The sequence below is a fragment of the Vogesella sp. genome (assembly GCF_046297735.1).
In the GTDB taxonomy this organism is placed as follows: Bacteria; Pseudomonadota; Gammaproteobacteria; order Burkholderiales; family Chromobacteriaceae; genus Vogesella; species Vogesella urethralis.
Genome location: NZ_JBKBHK010000025.1, coordinates 13,913 through 33,128, shown reverse-complemented (window position 1 = coordinate 33,128; position 19,216 = coordinate 13,913). Strand labels below are relative to the sequence as shown.

16 protein-coding genes and 1 riboswitch are annotated in these 19,216 nt (G+C 66.8%); of the genes, 10 read left to right on the top strand and 6 right to left on the bottom strand.

Annotation, left to right across the window (positions count from 1 at the left end; all coding sequences use genetic code 11):
* Positions 1-151: 151 nt before the first annotated feature.
* Positions 152-1,282 carry a hypothetical protein gene (locus ACK4FZ_RS17155; protein ID WP_409823118.1) on the bottom strand — a complete coding sequence of 377 codons (1,131 nt, stop codon included), beginning with the start codon at positions 1,280-1,282 and terminating at the stop codon, positions 152-154.
* A gap of 133 nt (positions 1,283-1,415) precedes the next feature.
* On the opposite strand from ACK4FZ_RS17155, the gene ACK4FZ_RS17150 reads away from it, so the two are divergent.
* Both ACK4FZ_RS17150 and trpE read left to right on the top strand, forming a co-directional pair.
* Positions 1,416-2,111 carry a phosphoglycolate phosphatase gene (locus ACK4FZ_RS17150; protein WP_409823116.1) on the top strand — a complete coding sequence of 232 codons (696 nt, stop codon included), beginning with the start codon at positions 1,416-1,418 and terminating at the stop codon, positions 2,109-2,111.
* 185 nt (positions 2,112-2,296) lie between these two features.
* On the top strand, positions 2,297-3,760 hold the full coding sequence (gene trpE / locus ACK4FZ_RS17145; RefSeq protein WP_409823113.1) for an anthranilate synthase component I: 1,464 nt from the start codon (positions 2,297-2,299) through the stop codon (positions 3,758-3,760).
* 74 nt (positions 3,761-3,834) lie between these two features.
* On the opposite strand, the gene ACK4FZ_RS17140 is transcribed toward trpE, so the two are convergent.
* The 5 genes from ACK4FZ_RS17140 to ACK4FZ_RS17120 form a co-directional block, all read right to left on the bottom strand.
* Positions 3,835-6,651 (bottom strand): putative bifunctional diguanylate cyclase/phosphodiesterase, encoded by a 2,817-nt coding sequence (locus ACK4FZ_RS17140; protein WP_409823111.1) that lies wholly within the window; start codon positions 6,649-6,651, stop codon positions 3,835-3,837.
* A gap of 1 nt (position 6,652) precedes the next feature.
* Positions 6,653-7,639 carry an ABC transporter substrate-binding protein gene (locus ACK4FZ_RS17135; protein WP_409823108.1) on the bottom strand — a complete coding sequence of 329 codons (987 nt, stop codon included), beginning with the start codon at positions 7,637-7,639 and terminating at the stop codon, positions 6,653-6,655.
* A gap of 99 nt (positions 7,640-7,738) precedes the next feature.
* Positions 7,739-8,848, bottom strand: a complete 1,110-nt coding sequence (locus ACK4FZ_RS17130) for a Card1-like endonuclease domain-containing protein (protein ID WP_409823105.1) — start codon at positions 8,846-8,848, stop codon at positions 7,739-7,741.
* A 155-nt stretch (positions 8,849-9,003) separates the two neighbouring features.
* Entirely contained in the window at positions 9,004-10,383 is a 1,380-nt protein-coding gene (locus ACK4FZ_RS17125) for a PepSY-associated TM helix domain-containing protein (protein ID WP_409823102.1), read from the bottom strand.
* Positions 10,384-10,481: 98 nt separating this feature from the next.
* The gene (locus ACK4FZ_RS17120) at positions 10,482-11,060 is read right to left on the bottom strand and encodes an RBBP9/YdeN family alpha/beta hydrolase (RefSeq protein WP_409823099.1); all 579 of its coding nucleotides are present in this window, start codon (positions 11,058-11,060) and stop codon (positions 10,482-10,484) included.
* A 126-nt stretch (positions 11,061-11,186) separates the two neighbouring features.
* Positions 11,187-11,393, top strand: a riboswitch (cobalamin riboswitch).
* A 95-nt stretch (positions 11,394-11,488) separates the two neighbouring features.
* Between ACK4FZ_RS17120 and ACK4FZ_RS17115 the strand changes: the two genes are divergently transcribed.
* The 8 genes from ACK4FZ_RS17115 to ACK4FZ_RS17080 all read left to right on the top strand — a co-directional run bounded on the left by ACK4FZ_RS17115 (position 11,489) and on the right by ACK4FZ_RS17080 (position 19,163).
* Positions 11,489-12,508 (top strand): FecCD family ABC transporter permease, encoded by a 1,020-nt coding sequence (locus tag ACK4FZ_RS17115; protein WP_409823096.1) that lies wholly within the window; start codon positions 11,489-11,491, stop codon positions 12,506-12,508.
* Positions 12,505-13,257 (top strand): ABC transporter ATP-binding protein, encoded by a 753-nt coding sequence (locus ACK4FZ_RS17110; protein ID WP_409823093.1) that lies wholly within the window; start codon positions 12,505-12,507, stop codon positions 13,255-13,257. The genes ACK4FZ_RS17115 and ACK4FZ_RS17110 overlap by 4 nt, the downstream gene beginning before the upstream one ends.
* The gene (gene cobO / locus ACK4FZ_RS17105; RefSeq protein WP_409823090.1) at positions 13,254-13,871 is read left to right on the top strand and encodes a cob(I)yrinic acid a,c-diamide adenosyltransferase; all 618 of its coding nucleotides are present in this window, start codon (positions 13,254-13,256) and stop codon (positions 13,869-13,871) included. Before ACK4FZ_RS17110 ends, cobO begins: the two co-directional genes overlap by 4 nt.
* A gap of 373 nt (positions 13,872-14,244) precedes the next feature.
* Positions 14,245-15,540, top strand: a complete 1,296-nt coding sequence (locus tag ACK4FZ_RS17100) for a cobyrinate a,c-diamide synthase (protein WP_409823087.1) — start codon at positions 14,245-14,247, stop codon at positions 15,538-15,540.
* Positions 15,534-16,433 (top strand): adenosylcobinamide-phosphate synthase CbiB, encoded by a 900-nt coding sequence (gene cbiB, locus ACK4FZ_RS17095; RefSeq protein WP_409823084.1) that lies wholly within the window; start codon positions 15,534-15,536, stop codon positions 16,431-16,433. The genes ACK4FZ_RS17100 and cbiB overlap by 7 nt, the downstream gene beginning before the upstream one ends.
* Positions 16,430-17,440 carry a threonine-phosphate decarboxylase CobD gene (gene cobD / locus ACK4FZ_RS17090; protein WP_409823081.1) on the top strand — a complete coding sequence of 337 codons (1,011 nt, stop codon included), beginning with the start codon at positions 16,430-16,432 and terminating at the stop codon, positions 17,438-17,440. Before cbiB ends, cobD begins: the two co-directional genes overlap by 4 nt.
* The gene (locus ACK4FZ_RS17085) at positions 17,437-18,333 is read left to right on the top strand and encodes a cobalamin-binding protein (RefSeq protein WP_409823078.1); all 897 of its coding nucleotides are present in this window, start codon (positions 17,437-17,439) and stop codon (positions 18,331-18,333) included. Before cobD ends, ACK4FZ_RS17085 begins: the two co-directional genes overlap by 4 nt.
* Positions 18,330-19,163: an ABC transporter substrate-binding protein gene (locus ACK4FZ_RS17080; protein ID WP_144371655.1), complete on the top strand. Its 834-nt coding sequence runs from the start codon at positions 18,330-18,332 to the stop codon at positions 19,161-19,163. The genes ACK4FZ_RS17085 and ACK4FZ_RS17080 overlap by 4 nt, the downstream gene beginning before the upstream one ends.
* Positions 19,164-19,216: the final 53 nt, after the last annotated feature.

Sequence of the window (19,216 nt, the reverse complement as noted above, 5' to 3'; positions counted from 1 at the left end):
TCGAGTCTGTTTGTCCTACCACCCCGCAGACCAGACCGACATTGCCCGCGAGTGGTGAAGAACAGGGCACACAAATATCCAACGAAAAATGCCAGTCAGCGTTAACTGACTGGCATTACCCTGACCGGGCGGCTTTTACTGGATGATGCACTTATTGACGCGGCTTTTTCAGCGGCGGCTTGGCAGGTTCTTTCGCCTTGGCGGCCGGCTGGGCTGGCACTGCCGGCACCGTCTCGGCGGCTGCGTCGGCTGGCGGTTCAGTCACGGCGTCGGCAGCCTCGTCATCGGCCTGCGCGCTACCGCGGCCGAACAGGGTGAACCAGTCCGGCGCCTTCAGCTGCTCCGGCGTCAGCTCGTTGGCCGCATCCGGGCGCAGGGTGAAGACCGGCTGGCCGTGATTGCTCATCGCCAGCTGCGACTTCACCACGATGCGCAGCCCCGGCACCTTGGGCAACGTCAGCGTGCGCTGTTCCTGCATACCCAACAGCTGCGCCTGACGGCTGATCAACAGATCGGTCTGGCTATCGGATTGCAGCGCTTCGCGGCTGCTTTCCACGTCAGCCAGCATGTCAGCCGCAAACTTTTTCACTTTGTCGTTCTGGCTGTAACGCTGCACCCGCTGCAGTATGCCGCTCGCCATGTCGCGGCTGAGCGCGGCGTCGGCCGCCGGGTCCAGCGCCAGGCGGATGCGGTAGCTGGCGCCCAGCTGGCGGTCTTGCTCGCTCAGCGGCTGGAAGGTGAAGGCTTTCTTTTCCACCGCAGCGTAGGCCTCGCCAATGATCAGCGGCATGTCGCGCAGGATGGCGCGCACCGGCAGGTCGGCCACTTTGTCTTGCGGGGCGCTCACCTTGATCAGCTTGCCCTTCAGTTGCGGAAAGGCCAGATCCACGGCAGAGGCGTCTACCCAGGCGGTGAGTGACGCGATGTCGAACAGCATTGGCACCCGCACCCAGCTTTCCAGGTTGGGGCGGGCAAAGCGCAACGTCGGCACCAGCTCGATGCGGTTGGCCGGCAGGTCCATGGCGCCGCTTACCTGCATGCTGAACGACTTCGCCACCTCGCCCACCAGCTCCTTGCCGGCCAGGCGGCCCAGCTCGTCCGGCACTTGCAGCTCGGCTACACGCACATCGCCGCTGAAGTTGTAACGGCTGTCCATCGCGTTGTGTTGCAGCGTGTAGATGGCCGCAGCGTCGGCGCTCTTGCCGTCCAGCGGCGCAGTGGCGCAGCCGGTGAGGGCAACGGCGAGCATGACGGACAAGGCAAGACGGCGGGGGGTAAACATGGGCATCTCCGGGCCGGCTGCGCGCGCAGCCGCATGACAAAAGAAAGTCGGGATGATAGACAAGCCCGCCCGGCGGCACAAGGCCGGGTGCCATCCTGTACAATGGCTGGACTCTCTGCCTTACGCGACAACCATGAACCTCAAACACATCAAAGCCATCGCCTTCGACCTGGACGGCACCCTGGTGGACTCCATTGCCGACCTGGCCGCCAGCGCCAACGCCATGCGCCAAGCGCTGGACCTGCCGCCACTGGACGCCGAGCGCATTAAAAGCCACGTCGGCGACGGCGTCGCCAGCCTGGTGCACCGCGCACTGACCGACGACAAGGACGGCCAGGCCGACGAGGCACTGTGGGCCAAGGGCTTCACGCTGTTCATCCAGCATTACCACGCCCACCTGACCGTACACACCCGCATGTACCCCGGTGTGGCAGAGGCGCTGAACCTGCTGCGCAGCCTGGAGCTGCCGCTGGTGGTGATCACCAACAAATCGCACCGTCTGGCCGTGCCGCTGCTGGCCGAGCTGGGCATCGACAGCGCCTTCAGCATGATTCTGGGCGGCGACAGCTTGCCGGAGAAAAAGCCGTCGGCGCTGCCACTGCTGCACGCTGCGGCGGTGCTGAACGTCAAGCCGCAAGAGATGATCATGGTCGGCGACTCGGAAAACGACATCCTGTGCGCCAACAAGGCCGGCGCGCTGGCGGTGGCCGTCAGCTACGGTTACCGCGATGCAGCCACGCTGGGCGCCGACCTCACCGTGGATAGCCTGGTCGAGCTGTTTGCGCTGCTGAAAAAATCCGGCGACCCGCACGCCAACGTGCGCATGTAATGCTGCACTGCCGCGCCGCCTGTACGGCGGCCGGCTTTTGCGACACAATAGCCCTGCATACCCAACCAACCGATAGCCTGCTTACATCATGAAATTCCTGCCCAATCGTGCCAGCTGGCGATGGCAACGCTAGTCCTCCCCTCGCCGCCTCCCTCAAGACCGCACTGACACCATTGGACACTAGCATGACACCGCAAGCCTTCAACGAGCTGGCCCAGGCCGGCTACAACCGCATTCCCGTTACCCTCGAACTGTTCGCCGACCTGGACACCCCGCTGTCGGTGTACCTGAAGCTGGCCAACCAGCCCTACTCCTACCTGCTGGAATCGGTGGTAGGCGGCGAGCGCTCCGGCCGCTACTCCTTCATCGGCCTGCCGGCCACCACCCGCCTCCGCGTGCAAGGCCACAGCGTGCAGGTGGAATACGGCGACAAGGTAATCGAACGCTACGAGGGCAACCCGCTGACCTTCATCGAAGAGTTCAGCCAGCGCTTCAACACCCCGCCCATCGCCGGCTTGCCGCGCTTTACCGGCGGCCTGGTGGGCTACTTCGGCTACGACACCGTGCGCTACGTGGAACGCCGCCTGGCCGCCACGCAAAAGCCCGACCCGGTAGGCACCCCCGACATCCTGCTGATGCTGTCCGAAGAGCTCGCGGTGGTGGACAACCTGTCCGGCAAGCTGTACCTGGTGGTGTATGCTGACCCGGCGGTGCCGAACGCGCTGCCCAAGGCCAACGCCCGCCTGGCGCAGCTGCGCGCCCGCCTGCGCGACAACGTGGCCATCCCGCTGTCGCTGCCGTCGGCGCAGACCACCGCGCAAAGCGAGTACGGCGAAGAGGCGTTCAAACGTGACGTGGCCAACGCCAAGCACTACATCCTGGACGGCGACATCATGCAGGTGGTGCTGGCCCAGCGCATGAGCATGCCGTTTACCGACTCGCCGCTGTCGCTGTACCGTGCGCTGCGCAGCCTGAACCCGTCGCCGTACATGTTCTTCTACCACTTCGACGACTTCCACGTGGTGGGCGCCTCGCCGGAGATCCTGGTACGCCGCGAGAACGACACCGTCACCGTGCGCCCCATCGCCGGCACCCGCCCGCGCGGCAAAACGCGCGAAGAAGACCAGGCACTGGCCGAAGACCTGCTGGCCGACCCGAAAGAAATCGCCGAACACGTGATGCTGATGGACCTGGGCCGCAACGACGTTGGCCGCGTGGCCGACACCGGCAGCGTGAAGATCACCGACAATATGGTGATCGAACGCTACTCGCACGTGATGCACATCGTGTCCAGCGTGGAAGGTACGGTGAAGCCGGCGGTGTCCAATATCGACATCCTGAAAGCCACCTTCCCGGCCGGCACGCTGTCCGGCGCCCCGAAAGTGCGCGCCATGGAAATCATCGACGAGTTCGAGCCCACCAAGCGCGGCGTGTACGGTGGCGCCGTCGGCTACCTGGGCTTTACCGGCGACATGGACCTGGCCATTGCCATCCGCACCGCCGTCATCAAGAACGAGGTGCTGTACGTACAGTCCGGCGCCGGCGTGGTGGCCGATTCGGTACCGCAGTCGGAATGGGAAGAAACCCAGAACAAGGCCCGCGCCGTGGTGCGCGCCGCCCAGTTGGTACAGGACGGCCTGGACGCCTGATCGCACTTTGGTCACAAAAAAGCCGCCCGCTTGCCAGTGAGCGGCTTTTTCACTGCCGCACCGCGCCAGACGGCTCAGGCAGGGTGCACGCCCTCGCCGGCGCGCTGCTGCAGCCATGTGGCCAACTGTGGCGCCGGCATCGGGCGGGCATAGTAGTAACCCTGCACCTCGTCGCAATGCAGCCGGCGCAGCTGCGCCAACTGGTGCGCGGTTTCCACCCCTTCGGCAATAGTGACAAAGCCCAGCGAGCGCGACAGGCTGACAATAGCCTCCACAATGGCGGCGCCGCGCGGGTCGTTGTCCAGGTCCAGGATGAAGCTGCGGTCGATCTTCAGGCGGTCGATGGGGAAGCGGCGCAGGTAGTTCAGCGACGAATAACCAGTGCCGAAGTCGTCGATCGACAAGCGCACACCCAGCGCGTGCAGGCGCTCCATCAGTGCCAGCGCCTCGTCCGGGTCGTTCAGCACCACGCTTTCGGTCAGCTCCAGCTCCAGGCACGCCGCTGGCACGCCGGCCTGCTGCAGGCAATCCTGTACCTGCTGCACCAGCTGCGGCTGGCGGAATTGCAGCGCCGACAGGTTGACCGCCACCTGCGGCACCGCCACGCCGGCCTCGCGCCAGGCCGCCAGCTGGCGGATGGCCTCGTGCATTACCCAGCTGCCCAGCGGCACCACCAGGCCGCTTTCTTCGGCCAGCGGAATGAACTCGCCCGGCGCAATCATGCCCAGCGCCGGATGCTGCCAGCGCACCAGCGCTTCCACGCCCACCAGTTGCCCGTCCAGCGTGCATTGCGGCTGGTAGTGCAGCAGCAGCTCGCCCTGGCTGATGGCGTTGCGCAAGTCGGCCTCCAGTCGCAAACGGTTGACCGTGCGCTGCTGCATGTGGCTGGCAAAGAAGCGGAACCCGTTGCGGCCTTCGTCCTTGGCGCGGTACATGGCAGCGTCGGCACTGCGCAGCAGCTCTTCCAGCGTGTCACCGTCGGTGGGCGCCATGGCAATGCCGATGGATGGCGTCACCACCATGTCGTAGCCGGCAATCTGATACGGGCGCGACAACTCGGCCACCACTTGCTCGGCCCAGTGCGCGGCTTCGGCTTCGCCGGTTTCCGGCAGCAGCACGATGAACTCGTCACCCCCCAGGCGCGACAGCGTATCGCGCTCGCGCACCAGGCCGGCCAGCCTGCGGCCAACCTCCTGCAGCAGCAAGTCGCCCACGCTGTGACCCAGCGTATCGTTGATGTTCTTGAAACGGTCCAGGTCGATGAACATCAGCGCCAGCGTGGTGTGATGTGCGCGCAGCATGGTCAGTGCTTGCGCGGCGTGGTCGCCCAGCAAGGCACGGTTGGCCAGGCCGGTCAGGTTGTCGTAGTACGCCAGGCGGCGGATGTACTCTTCGGTTTCTTTCTGGCTGCTGATATCGCTGAATACACTGATGTAATGGCTGATCTTGCCATCGTCGCCATGCACGCAGGAAATGGACTGCCACTCGGGGAAAATCACGCCATCTTTGCGCCGGTTCCAGATTTCGCCCTGCCAGTGGCCGTTGGCTTCGATTTCTTGCCAGATACGCTGGTAAAAAGCCGCGTCGTGGCGGCCAGACGACAGCACGCTGGGGCGCAGGCCACGCACTTCGTCCAGCGTGTAGCCGGTAATACGGGTAAACGCGGCATTGACCTGGATGATGCGCTGCTGGCCGTCGGTGATCAGGATGCCATTATGGGCGGCGGCCATTACCCTGGCCCACAAGGCCAGGGCCTCTTCGTCGCGACGGCGCTGGGTGACATCGCGCGACACCATGATGCAGCTTTCATTGCCACCCGGCGACAGCTTGCGCGCTGCCGACAGCTCGAACCAGTGCTCGCCGTCCGGCAATGACAGCATGATCTGACGCCCGAACGACTCGCCATCGCGTAGCGCCTCCAGAATAACCTGCCGCACCACCGCCTCTTGTGCGGGCGGCATGGCGTCACGCAGGTGCTTGCCCAGTAGCCGGTCACGCGGCGACACCAGCTTGTCGCTGGCAGTATGCGACCACACCTGCAGGTATCGGCCATCGGCGCTCAGTTCAAACAGTAAATCTGGGCTGGCCTGCAACAAGGCCTCCTGCTCCAGCGCCAGTTGGCGCGCGCTGCGTTCGCGTTCGGCCAATTCCGCCAGCATCTGCTGCAGCCGCTGCTGCATGGTGTTGAATGCTTCACATACCGCCCGGGTTTCACGCAAACCTTGCGGCGGCAGTAGCGGCGCATGGCCGTTGGCGGCCAACTGCAAGGCCGCTGCCTGCAGATTGGCTAGCGGGCGGGCTACGTACAGCCAGATCAGTAAATACAGCACCAGCAATAGCGCCACCAGCATCAGCCCCGGCAGCACGAAACTGCCCCTCAGCTTGCTGCGCTCCATCGCCATTTGCTGGTTGAGGTCGTAAGTGATCAACAGCATGCCGCGCTGAGTGGCAGGCAGCAGATGGCGCTGGTCGCGGGGCACCGAAACGGCCAGGTGCAGACGTAAGGTGTCTTGCTCGGGGTGCAGCACCGCCAGGCTGTGCCGGGCAGCCTGGGCTAGCAGGCCATCCGGTACGTTGTCCAGCGTATCCAGCGCACGCCCCAGCAAGCTCGGGTTGCTGGCGTAGGCGATTTGCCGCCACTCATTGGCAACCACCAAGCGCGATAGTCTGGCGTCGGTAGCCAGCAACATGATGCTGTCGTTGATCTGGCTGGCCGAAGCGCGGTCCAGCTCCTGCAACAGGTGTGCTGCATCTTTTTGCGCGGTCAGGCTGACATCACGAAAGGCCTGCTGGCGGCGGCCCTGTTCAGCCACGCCGTAAGCACCGATCATGGTGAGCAGCAAAAACAGCGTTACAACCAACGGCAGCAGCATCCGCAAGGAGTAACGCATGCTATGCCCCTTCGACAAAATCGGGCACCGACAGCTGCCCCTGTGTCACCGGCCGCGGCAACAGGCCGGCTCGACGCATCACGCTGGTCAGGTTACGTGCCTCCTGATCCAGCCGGCCTGTCAGCCAGCGCTGGTTCTCGGCGCGGCCAGGCAGATGCATGCCGGCAAAGATGGTCTGCAGTTCGGCATGCGACACACCCAGCTGGCTGGCCATATAGGCCTTGCCGGCTTGCTCTTCCCGGCTGTAGCGCTGCAGCATGGCAAAGTGGCCGTCTACCAATGCTTGCACTGCTCGGCGCGATCGGCCCAGCACTTGTTCATGCACCGCCAGGACATCGACAATGCGACCAGGAATGTCGGCGCTGCTGAACAGCTCGCTGGCGCCGCGTGCTCGCAAGCGGCTAGCCTGTGGTTCCATGGTAACCAGCACATCGACATCACCTCGCTCAAACGCGGCTTCGTGCTGATCCAGCAGCAATGGCACCACCATAACCTGATCATGCTGCAAACCCGCGCGCTGTAGCAGCGCATCCAGCATGACAGCCCCTACCGCATTCCCCTCCACCCCGATACGCTTGCCTGCCAGCTGCGCCAGGCTAGTGACACTATCGCCACCCAACACTGCGTCAGCACCATTCGAGACGTCCAGCACCGCCACCACCTTCAACGGAATGCCTTCCGACAGCGAGGTCATCACCTCGTCCAGCGTCAGACAGGCGCCATCGAGCATGCCTGCACTGAGAGCGCGCATGGCCAAGGTGGTGGAGCTGATGCGCAACAGCCGTATCTGCTGCGGCGACAGCACGCCACTATCGGCCGCCCAGGACAAAAACTGATAGCCAGGCCAGCCATTGCTGCCAATGCGCAGTAGCGGCTCCGGCGTGTTACAGGCGGTGAGCAGCGGGCTGCCCAGTACGGCCAACGTCGCCAGCAAACAATGGCGTCGCCCTGAATCGGGCAGACAAACAGCAGGGTGTTTTACTTCCATCAGGTGGAACCGGCGTTCATTATTTGATTAATGATAGCGAATCAACCGCCTGTTTTTATAACAATGCAAATAAATGTCAGCCAAATAAGGCATCTTGTGTCAGCTTTGTAGCCACTGGCGCACAGTCTGCCGTGCTTGCAACAGCATGCTGCCGTACAGCAAGGCAATGCCCTGCGCCTCGGCACGGGCGATTTCGCTGTCGGTGGGCGGGTACAGCGTGGCCAGCATGGCGCGGGCGTGCAGGCCGCCCAGGCTGGCGGCGCTATCGAGCTTGAACAGGTTGTCGAGGCCGACGCCACGATGGTGCAGCGAGGTGGGCGCCGTGGTCTTGCACTCCACCAGAAACAGGCGGTTGTTACACAGCACCGCCACGTCGTATTCGTTGGCCACGTCGTCGTGGTTGATCTTCACCCCCACCGCCGCGTCGCTGATTGGCAAGGCTGGCAGCAGGCTGGCCACCTCGGCCAGCAGCCACACTTCCAGCCAGCCCCCGCCCAGAAAAAAGCGCGCCGACGCGTCCTGGCAGCGCATATGGCCCAGCGGGTCGAAGCTGACCAGGCCGCAGCCATCCAACCACGCGCGTAGCGCCCGCTCGCCACGCGGCAACGGCCGGCGGCTGAACTGGCGCGCGTCCAGCTCGTTGCACAGCCGGTTCAGCAGCGACAGTGCCTGCGGCCGCGCCACCGCCAGTTCGGCCAGGCACGCAGCCAGCGCTTCCAGCCGGGCATGACGCTGGCTCAGCCGGTAATGCACATGCTCGATGCGGCTGCCGTACAGCGCAAAGTACGCTTCCAGCGTCAGGCCGTCGGCAATGTCGCTACCGCTGTGCACGCGGGTGTGCTCGCCGCCCAGCAGCCAGATCAGGCGGTCGGTATGCGGCTCCACGCTCATCAGCGGCAAGTGGCGCTCGCGCGCCAGGTCGTAGGCCAGCGCCGCCTGCACCGGCGAGGCAGCGCTGATATTGAACGCCACCGCGCCCTGCGCCAGCGCGGCCAACTGCTGGCGCAAGGCCAGCGGCTGGCTATCGGGCGGCACGGTGACTACCGTCACCGCCAGGTGCTGGCTGCGGCAGACGCCGGCGATATCGGTGGCCAGGCCCAGCGCGCTGCGTGGGCACAGCAGGCTGACCTGATGAATGCCGAAACGGCGGTCCAGCGCCGGGGTGATGATGTCGCTCTCGACGTGATCGACAAAAGCCAGCAGATGCATGGCAAAACCTCGAAACAATCCAGCCTGCATCTTAGCCAGCCTTGGCCGCTGACGGCCAGCCCCGGCCTTGCGCCAGCTCAGGCCACCATGAAACAACCCCCTGCCATGGCTGGCGAGGGGGTTGGCCGCAAGCCCGTTCGGGCGGTGTAGCAGGCTTAGCGCAGGAAGGCCAGCGCCGGCAGGCGGCGCAGCAGCAGCCAGTCCAGCAGCAGGATGGCGACAAACGAGGCACCTACCAGCGGGAAGGCCAGCCCCAGCGCCAGCATGATCAGCAGCGCGCCTTTCCACAGCGGCGTGTCCGGTGCGTCGGTGGGCGCACCCAGGCGGCCGGCCGGCTTGCGCTGCCACCACATGATGATGCCGCTGACGCTGCCCAGCAGCACCAGCAGGCAGATGGCCGCCATCAGCAGCTGGTTGGCCAGGCCAAAGAATTTGCCCTCGTGGATCACCACGCCGAACTCCACCACCTTGGGTACCAGCGCGTAATCCTTGAAGCGGATATCGGCCAGCACCTTGCCGCTGTACTGGTCGATGTGCAGCGTGGCTTCGTTGCGCGGGTCGTCGGGGAACACCGACACGGTAAACACGCCTTCGTCGCCGTCCGGCAGCGCGATGTTATAGCCGGGCACCACACCACGGGCGTTAGCGGTGTCCACCACCTGCTGCAGCGGAATCTGCGGCGTGGCCGCTTGCGGTGCGGCGCCTTTGTGCGCGGCGTGCGGGTCGGTGGATTTGGGCAGCGGGCTGGGCTCTACCGCCCACGGTACGATTTTTTCGGCGGTGCTGTTCAGGCTGATGGCCTTTTTGTCGGACTTGGGCACGTCGTCCCACATCTGCGCCGGGAACTGGCTCCACACCGCGGCAAACTTCTCGCCCCAGTAGCCGGTCCAGGTCAGGCCGGACAGCAGCATGAACAGCAGGAAGATGGCGCTCCAGAAACCGGTAACGGCGTGGATATCACGCCAGAAGGCCCGGCCGCCGGCGCTAAAGCGCGGCCAGAACACCGCCAGCTTGCCGCGCCCGCGCGGCCACCACAGGTACAGGCCGGACACCAGCAGCACCAGCGCCCAGCTGGTGGCCAGCTCCACCAGCAAGTCGCCCTGCTTGCCGATCAACAGCTCACCGTGCAGTTTCAGCATGATGGCTTGCAGGTTGTTGTTCTCGTCCAGCGCGCCCAGCACGGTGCCCTGGTACGGGTCAACGTACACACCGAGCTTGGCCTCGGCGGTCTTGATAATCACCTTGGCGCTGGCGTCGGCTGCCGCCGGCGGCTGGTAACGCAGCACGCTGGCGCCCGGGTACTGCGCCTTCACCGCCGCCACCAGGTGGTCGGCCGGGTGAGCCGGGGTGCTGGCGGCCGGTACCGTCAGCAGGCTGCCGTACATCAGTTGGTCCAGCTGCGGCTTGAACAGGTACACCATGCCGGTGATGGCCAGCATGATCATGAACGGTGCCACCAGCAGGCCGGCATAGAAATGCCAGCGCCAGGCCACCGTGTAGTAACGGGGGGTTTTCTTGTCGGCAATGACGGCCATCGTCGTACTTTCAATGAGGGAAGGCCGGCATTGTTAGGGTTGGCCGCAGCCGCCACAAGGCGGTGCGACACTATGCCGCAGGCGGCAAATCGCCGCGCTCAGGCGCTGCGTGCCGCCTGCTGCGTGGTGCGGATGCTGGCCAGCAAGGCGGCCAGCTCGGCCAGGCCGTCTTCCCACTGCGTATGGCCGGACGCCACATTGATATGGCCGGCACCGCGCAGCCACGCCAGCGGCGCCTGCCACAGTGCCGCCATGCGCGCGCTGCGCAGCGGCAGGCTGAACGGGTCGCTGTCGCTGGCCACCACGCGGGCGGCAAACGGCAGCGCCGCCTGCGGCAGCGGCGCAAACGGTTGCAGCTGGGCCGGGGCGCTGGCGCGCTCCACATCGGCCGGCGCCACCAGCAGCGCGCCGGCCAGCTTGTTACCGTAGCGTGCCGCGTAGTGCGCCACCGTGGCACAGCCCAGGCTATGCGCAATCACCACCACCGGCTGGCGGGCGGCGTTGACCGCTGCATCCAGCGCGGCCAGCCAGTCGTCCAGCTGCGGCGCGTGCCACTCGTGGTTGGCCACGCGCTGCGCGCCCAGCAGCTGCTGCCAGTGGCTCTGCCAGTGCTCGGGGCCGGAGTTGTTCCAGCCCGGCTGGATGATGAAGTCGAAACCGGAAAGATCGTGCGCCATGGTGAGGCTCCGCAATGTCATGCCGTCACCATAGCAGGCGCGCTTTATTTCCAAAAATACTGTTTTATTGTTTTTTTATTTCTCACGGCAATATAAACAAGCCCGGCAGTCGGTAGGCCTTCTGCTAAAATCGCTGCCTGCCTTGGTGCCTGCCGGTGTTAGCCGGCGGGTTAAACGGGAAACAGCGTCAGCTGTGCTGCCCCCGCAACGGTGTGTTTCTTTCAGGCTGCCCCGCGCAGCTGCCCGGCCCCTGCGCCACTGTACCTGCCGGTACGGGAAGGCGGGCCTGCGGCGAAACCAGCCCGGATACCGGCCACGGCAAGCTGTGCGCGGCCACCCTGTTGGCCGCACCGAACAACCATGCTGCGGAGGGCGGCATGCGGCCAGCCATCTGCCCGCCTGCCCTTCGCCGCCATCCGGCTCTCCTTATGTCCGTTACCGTTGCATCACCGGCCAGCCGCGCGGTGCTGCCCCCTGCCCTGTTATTGCCGCTGTTGGCCGCCATCAGTGCCGGCGTGGTGCTGCTGGCCTGCGCCAGCGGCAGCGTGTCGCTGAGTGCCAGCCAGTTGTGGCAAGCGCTGCTGGGCCATGGCGATGCGCTGTCCGGCACCCTGCTGCAGCTGCGGCTGGAGCGCGCCCTCACCGCCTGGATTACCGGCGCCGCGCTGGCGCTGGCCGGCCTGCTGATGCAATCGCTGCTGCGCAACCCGCTGGCCGACCCCTACGTGATGGGCGTATCCGGCGGCGCTTCGGTGGGTGCGCTCACCGCGCTGTGGCTGGGGCTGGCGGTGTGGCAAGTAGACCTCGCTGCCGTTGTCGGCGCGCTGGGGCTGTCTGGCGTGCTGTTCTGGCTGGCGCGGCGCGACTTTGGCCGCAGCAGCGGCACCGTGTTGTTGCTGCTGACCGGCGCGCTGCTGTCTACCGCCTGCGGCGCGGTGATCTCGCTATTGCTGACCATCGCGCAGGACAACCAGCTGCGCGGCATGGTGTTCTGGCTGGTGGGGGACTTGTCCGGCACGCCGCTGCGGCCGTGGCCGTGGCTGGTGCTGCTGCCGGCCATGCTGCTGGCCTGGTGGCAGGCGCCCGCCATCAACCTGCTGGCGCTGCACGGCGACCACGCCGCCACGCTGGGCGTGCCGCTGGCCGGCCTGCGCCGCTTGCTGTTGCTGCTGTCGGCCACGCTCACCGCCACCGCAGTCAGCCAGGGCGGCAGCATCGGTTTCGTTGGCCTGATGGTGCCGCACGCCTGCCGTCTGGTATGCGGGCCGCACCTGCGCCACTTGCTGCCCGCCAGCATCCTCACCGGCGCCACGCTGCTGGTGCTGGCCGATACGCTGGCGCGCACCGTTGTCGCCCCGATGCAGCTGCCGGTGGGCATTCTCACCGCGCTGCTGGGCGTACCGGTGCTGTTCTGGCAGCTGTCGCGCGCGCGCCGGAGGCTGGCATGATGCTGCACACCGATAATCTGGGCATTCTGCAAGGCCAACGCCACCTGCTGCATCAACTGGACTGGCAAGTACACGCCGGCGAAGTGTGGTGGATCGCCGGCCGCAACGGCTGCGGCAAAAGCACGCTGCTGGCCACGCTGGCCGGGCTGCGCGCGCCGGCAGCGGGCCGCATCACACTGTGCGGCCAACCTTTGACTGCCACCGCACCGCGCCTGCGCGCCCAGCGCCTGGCGCTGCTGCCGCAAGCCAGCCACGACGCGTTCGACTACGCGGTGGCTGACGCCGTCGCCGCCGCCCGTTTTCCGTGGCCGGACGACGGCCGCAACCCGGCCCGGCTGGCCGCGGCGCTGGACGCCTTCGACCTGGCACGCCTCGCCCACCGCCCGCTGCAGGCGCTGTCCGGCGGGGAACGCCAGCGCGTGGCCCTGGCCAGTGTAATGATGCAGGACAGCCCGCTGCTGCTGCTGGACGAACCCACCAACGCGTTGGACCTGGCCCACCAGGCCGCGCTGCAAGCGCAGATCCGCCGCTGGCAGGCCGACGGCAAAGCTGTGCTGCTGGTCAGCCACGACCTGCAATTTTCCCCTGCCGTCGCCAGCCATGCCCTGCTGCTGGATGGCGCCGGCAACGCCGCCCGCTACCCGATTGCCCAGCTGGACGCCCACGCGCTGGGCGACGTGCTGGGCTACCCCCTTACCCGTATCACCCACGCAGGCCACCCCTGCTTTTTACCCGGACACCCCACATGAGCCACACCGACGACCAAGGCCGCAGCGAGCGCCATAACGCCCGCATGGCGCGCAAAAAAGCAATCATGGACGCCCGCATTGCCGCCGCTGACGAACACCGTGGCGTGTTCATCGTCAACGCCGGCAACGGCAAGGGCAAAAGCTCCAGCGGACTGGGCATGGTGATGCGCGCGCTGGGCCACGACATGCAGGTTGGCGTGGTGCAGTTCATCAAGGGCGCGATGGAAACCGGCGAGGAACGCTTCCTGCGCCGCTTCCCCGAGCAGGTGCAGTTCCACGCCATGGGCGAGGGCTACACCTGGAACACGCAAGACCGCGACCGCGACATGGCCCGCGCCGCCGAAGCCTGGGCCAAGGCGCGCGAGATGCTGCAAAACCCGGCCATCGGCCTGGTGCTACTGGACGAGCTGAACATCGCGCTGAAATACAAATACCTGGACGTAGAGCAGGTGCTGGACGACATCCTGGCGCGCCCGCTGCACCAGCACGTGATCGTCACCGGCCGTGGCGTGCCGGACGCGGTGGTGGAAGCCGCCGATACTGTTACCGACATGACGCTGGTGAAGCACGCCTTCGCCGCCGGCATCGCCGCCCAGCCCGGCGTGGAGTGGTAGGCAGAGAGAACCTGAAACCCGTTGGCCACGAAAAACACAAAAGAACACAAAAACAAAACCGCCGATTGCCAGGGCAAGCAGGCGTGAATGGCATCCAAAGTACCTGGGCCAAACAGTAATGAGTAACGGGCTTTTGTTCGTGCCCTTTCGTGGTTTTCGTGGCAAAACGTTTTCCGCCATGCCCGACGGCTTGGCTCGATAAATACCAAGACAAAACCCATTAGCCACGAAAGAACACAAAAGCAAAGCTGCCCATTGCCATAGCACGCAGGCCTGAATGGCACCCAAAATGCCCAAGCCAAACGGCAAGCAACAGTAGTTTTTCGTGCCCTTTCGTGGTTTTCGTGGCCAAAAACCAAATAAAGAAAGCCCCATGAGCTGCAAAGCCCTTTTGCTATCCGCCATCGCCTCCGGCCAGGGCAAGACCACCGTCACCGCCGCGCTGGCGCGCCGTCTGGTGCGCGACGGCTACCGCGTGCGCGTGTTCAAGACCGGGCCGGACTTCATCGACCCGCTGCTGCTGGCCGCCGCCAGCGGCAGCACGGTAGACGTGCTGGACCTGTGGATGTGCACCGGAAGCCAGTGCCGCCACCTGCTGGCGCAAGCCGCCGCCGAGGTGGACTACGTGCTGATCGAAGGCGTCATGGGCCTGTACGACGGCCAGCCGTCCAGCGCCGACCTGGCAAAACAGTTTGGCGTGCCAGTGCTGGCGGTGCTGGACTGCAGCGCCATGGTGGGCACCGCGCTGGCCATTGCCCGCGGCCTGCGCGACCACGGCCAGCTGCCGTGGGCCGGTCTGCTGGCCAACCGCGTCGCCAGCAACGGCCACGCAGACATGATCCGCGCCTGCGGCACGCCCGATTTGCCAGTGGTGGGCTGCCTGCCGCGCCAGGCCGAATCGCTGCCGGAACGCCACCTCGGCCTGCACCTGCCCAGCGACCTGCCCGACCTGGCAGTGCGGCTGGACGCACTGGCCGACGCGCTGCAGCTGGACCACGCCGTACTGGCAGCGCTGCCAGACTTCGCGCCCGAGGCCACGCCACCGGCAACCCTGCCGCCACTGCTGGCCGGCAAGACCATCGCCGTGGCGCACGACGCCGCGTTTGCCTTTGTCTATGCGGCCAACCTGCGCACGCTGCAGGGCATGGGCGCGCGCATCGCCTCTTTCTCGCCGCTAGCCAACGACGCCATTCCGGCCGACGCCGACGCGCTGTGGCTGCCCGGCGGCTACCCCGAGCTGCATGGCGCCACGCTGGCGGCCAACACCCGCTGGCTGGCCAGCGTGCAGGCCTTTGCCGCCGCCGGTAAGCCGGTATGGGCCGAATGCGGCGGCATGATGGCGCTGACCGAACAGCTGCACGATGGCCAGGGCCAGGCGCACCGCATGGCCGGCGTGCTACCCGGTAACGTGCGCATGACCGCCAAGCTGGCCGGGCTGGGCAGCCAGGGTTGGCCGCACCCGGCCGGCGAGCTGCGCGGCCACACCTTCCATTACTCGCAGTTCGACACCCCGCTGCTTGCCGCCGTCACCTGCCAGCGCAAGGCCGGCGGCAGCCCCGGCGAGGCGGTGTACCGCCACGGCAGCGTGCAGGCCAGCTACTTCCACGCCTACTTTGCCAGTCAGCCCGCCGCCGCCGCCGCGCTGTTCCTGCCGGAGGCCGCATGCTAGGTACCAGCCTGCTGCTGGCCGCCGGCCTGCTGGCCGACCGCATACTGGGCGAGCCCACGCGCTACCACCCGCTGGTGGGCTTTGGCCGCGCGGCCAACTGGCTGGAAAAACGGCTGAACGCCGGCCGCAGCCGGCTGCTGCGCGGCGCCCTGGCGTGGGCGCTGCTGGTGCTACCGTTGCCGCTACTGCTGGCCTGGGCGCTGGCGCAACTGCCCGCGCTGGCCGCCGGCATCCTCAGCGTGGCGGTGCTGTACTTCACACTGGGCCGCCAGAGCCTGATCGAGCACACCCGCCCCATCGCCGACGCGCTGCTGCAAGGCAAGCTGGCCGAGGCGCGGGCGCTGACCGCACGCATTGTCAGCCGCGACCTCAGCCAGGCCGACGACAGCGCCATTACCCGCGCCGCCACCGAGTCGTTGCTGGAAAACGGCCACGACGCCGTGTTCGGCGCGCTGTTCTGGTTTGCCGTCGGCGGCGCGCCGGCGGCGCTGGCCTACCGCCTGGCCAACACGCTGGACGCGATGTGGGGCTACCGTAACCAGCGCTTCGAGCGCTTCGGCAAAACCGCCGCCCGCGCCGACGACGTGCTGGGCTACGTGCCGTCGCGCCTCACCGCACTGGCCTACGCCGTGGCCGGCAATACCCGGCTGGCGCTGGCGTGCTGGCGCCGGCAAGCACCGCAGTGGGACAGCCCCAACGCCGGCCCGGTGATGGCCGCCGGTGCCGGTGCGCTGGGCGTGCAACTGGGCGGCGCCGCCGTCTACCACGGCCAGCTGGAAGCGCGGCCCGCGCTGGGCGCAGGCCCGGCCCCGCGCGCCGGCGACATCCGCCGCGCCGCGCAATTGATGGACCGCGCCATCGTGCTGTGGCTGCTGCTGGCGTTGCCGTTATGAGTACCACCCTGCGCCCCGTCCACGGCGGCAACCTGCTGCAGGCCGTCGCCCGCTTTGGCGGCACGCCCGAGCAATGGCTGGACCTGTCCGCCGCGCTGAACCCGCAGCCCTACCCGGCCCCGGCCACCGAGCCGGCGCTGTGGTACACGCTACCGCAGCCGGACGCCGCGCTGCACGCTGCCGCCTGCGCCTACTACGGTGCGGCCAAGCTGCTGCCGGTAGCCGGCAGCCAGGCCGCCATCCAGGCGCTGCCACGGCTGCGCGTCCCCGGCAGCGTGGCGGTAGCCCACCCCAGCTACGCCGAACACGGCTGGCGCTGGGCGCGTGCCGGACACCAGGTAGCCCGCTACCCGCACGCCGAACTGGCCGCGCAGGCCGGCAAGGTGGACGTGCTGATTGTGTGCAACCCGGACAACCCCAGCGGCCAACGTTGGCCGCAACACGCCGTGCTGGCGATGGCGGCGGCGCAAGCCGCGCGCGGCGGCTGGCTGGTGGTGGACGAAGCGTTTACCGACGTGACACCCGCGCTGTCGGTGACCGCGCACGCCGCCACGCAACCCGGCCTGGTGGTGCTGCGCAGCCCTGGCAAGTTCTTTGGCCTGGCCGGCTTGCGGCTAGGCTTTGTCGCCGCCGCAGGCGACATCCTGCAGACGCTGGACGACGAGCTGGGGCCGTGGACCATCCCAGCGCCGGTGGCGCGCATCGCTACCGCCGCGCTGGCCGACCGCGCCTGGCAGGCCGCAGCACAGCAGCAGTTGGCCGCCGGCCACGCCCGCCTGACGGCGCTGCTGCAGGCACACGGCCTGCCGGCCGACGGCTGCCTGCTGTTTGCCGGTGGTGCCTACCCGCACGCCGACGCCTTGCAACAACACCTGGCGCAGCACCATATCTGGTGCCGCCTGTTTACCGACCCGCAGCCCCGCTTCCGCCTGGGGCTGCCCGCCAGCGAGGCGCACTGGCAGCGCCTGGCCGCCGCGCTGGCCGGCTTTGCACCGGACACTTTATGAAACCCATCGCCCTCGCCCTGGCCTGCACGCTGGTGCTATCTGCCACCTTCGCTAGCGCAGCGCCGATTACCGTCACCGACGATCAGGGCCAGACGCTGACGCTGCCGGCACCGGCCAAACGCGTGATCAGCCTGGCGCCGCACGTTACCGAGCTGATCTACGCCGCCGGCGGCGGCAGCCGGCTGATTGCCGCCGACGCCAACAGCAACTACCCGGCCGCCGCGCAGGCGCTGCCACGGGTGGGCAGCTTTCGCGGCATCGATATCGAACGCGTGCTGGCCGCCAAGCCCGACCTGCTGATCGTGTGGTTGCACGGCCCGGCCGAAAAACAGCTGGCACAGCTACGGGCACTCGGCATTCCCATGTATTACAGCGAGCCCAAACACCTGACCGACATCCCCGCCAGCCTGCGCAAGCTGGGCACGCTGCTGGGCAGCAGTGCCGTGGCCGAGCAAAGCGCCCGCCGCTTCGACACCGAGCTGGCCGCGCTGCGCCGCCAGTACGCCGGCAAGCCCAAGCTGCGCGTGTTCTACCAAGTGTGGCACAAGCCGCTATACACGCTGAGCGGCCAGCACATCGTCAACGACGCCATCGAGCTGTGCGGTGGCCAGAACATTTTTGCCCAGCTGCCGATACCGGCGCCGGTAGTAAGCGAGGAAGCCGTGATTGCGGCCAACCCGCAGGTGATGCTGGCCGCCGGCATGAAGAAACAGGACGACCTGCAGGCGCGCTGGGCCGGCATCAACGCCATTGCCGCCGTGCAGTACAAGCAGCAGTACCAGATCGACAGTGACATCCTCAACCGCCCCACCCCGCGCTTTCTGGAAGGCACCCGCGCCGTGTGCCGCAGCCTGGACACGGCACGGGCGGTGTACGCGAAAGTGAGCCCATGATCCATACCACCCCGCATTACCGCCGCATTGCCTGCCTGTGTACCGAGGCCGTGGAAACCCTGTACCTGCTGGGCGCCGAAGAGCTGGTGGCCGGCATTTCCGGCTTTACCGTCTACCCGCCCGAGGCGCGCCAGCAAAAGCCCAAGATCAGCGGCTTTTCCAGCGGCAAGCTGGAAAAAATCCTGGCGGTGGAGCCCGACCTGGTGGTGGGCTACTCCAGCCTGCAAAGCGACATGCTGAAAGAAGTGGCCGAAGCCGGCGTGGACATCCTGCACTTCAACCACCACAGCGTAGACGGCGTGCTGCGCATGGTGCGGGTGCTGGGCAGCCTTACCGGCCGCCTGCACGCCGCCGAGCTGCTGTGCGAGCAGCTGGAAGGCCAGATCAGCGCCGCCCGCCTGGAAGCCGCCGCCCGCGACGCCGCCGGCCTGCCACGCCCGCTGGTGTACTTCGAGGAATGGCACGACCCCATCATCAGCGGCATCGGCTGGGTGGGCGAGCTGATTGCGCTGGCCGGCGGCCGTGACGCCTTTGCCGAGCTGGCCGGCCACGCCCGCGCCAAGGAGCGCATCGTAGCCGACCCGCAAACCGTGATAGACCGCCAGCCGGACCTGATGGTAGGCAGCTGGTGCGGCAAGCGCTTCCGCCCGGAAACCGTTGCCGAGCGCGACGGCTGGCAAGACGTACCAGCGGTGCGCAACGCCGAGCGCGGCCATATCATCGAGATCAAGTCTGCCGACATCCTGGCGCCCGGCCCCACGCTGATCACCCGTGGCCTGCCGCAGCTGCAGGCGCTGATCCGCCAATGGCACGAAGACCGCGCCGGCTAACGACGCTTTGGCTACGAGGCTGTTAGTAAAAAGCTCGGCCACGAAAGCCACCC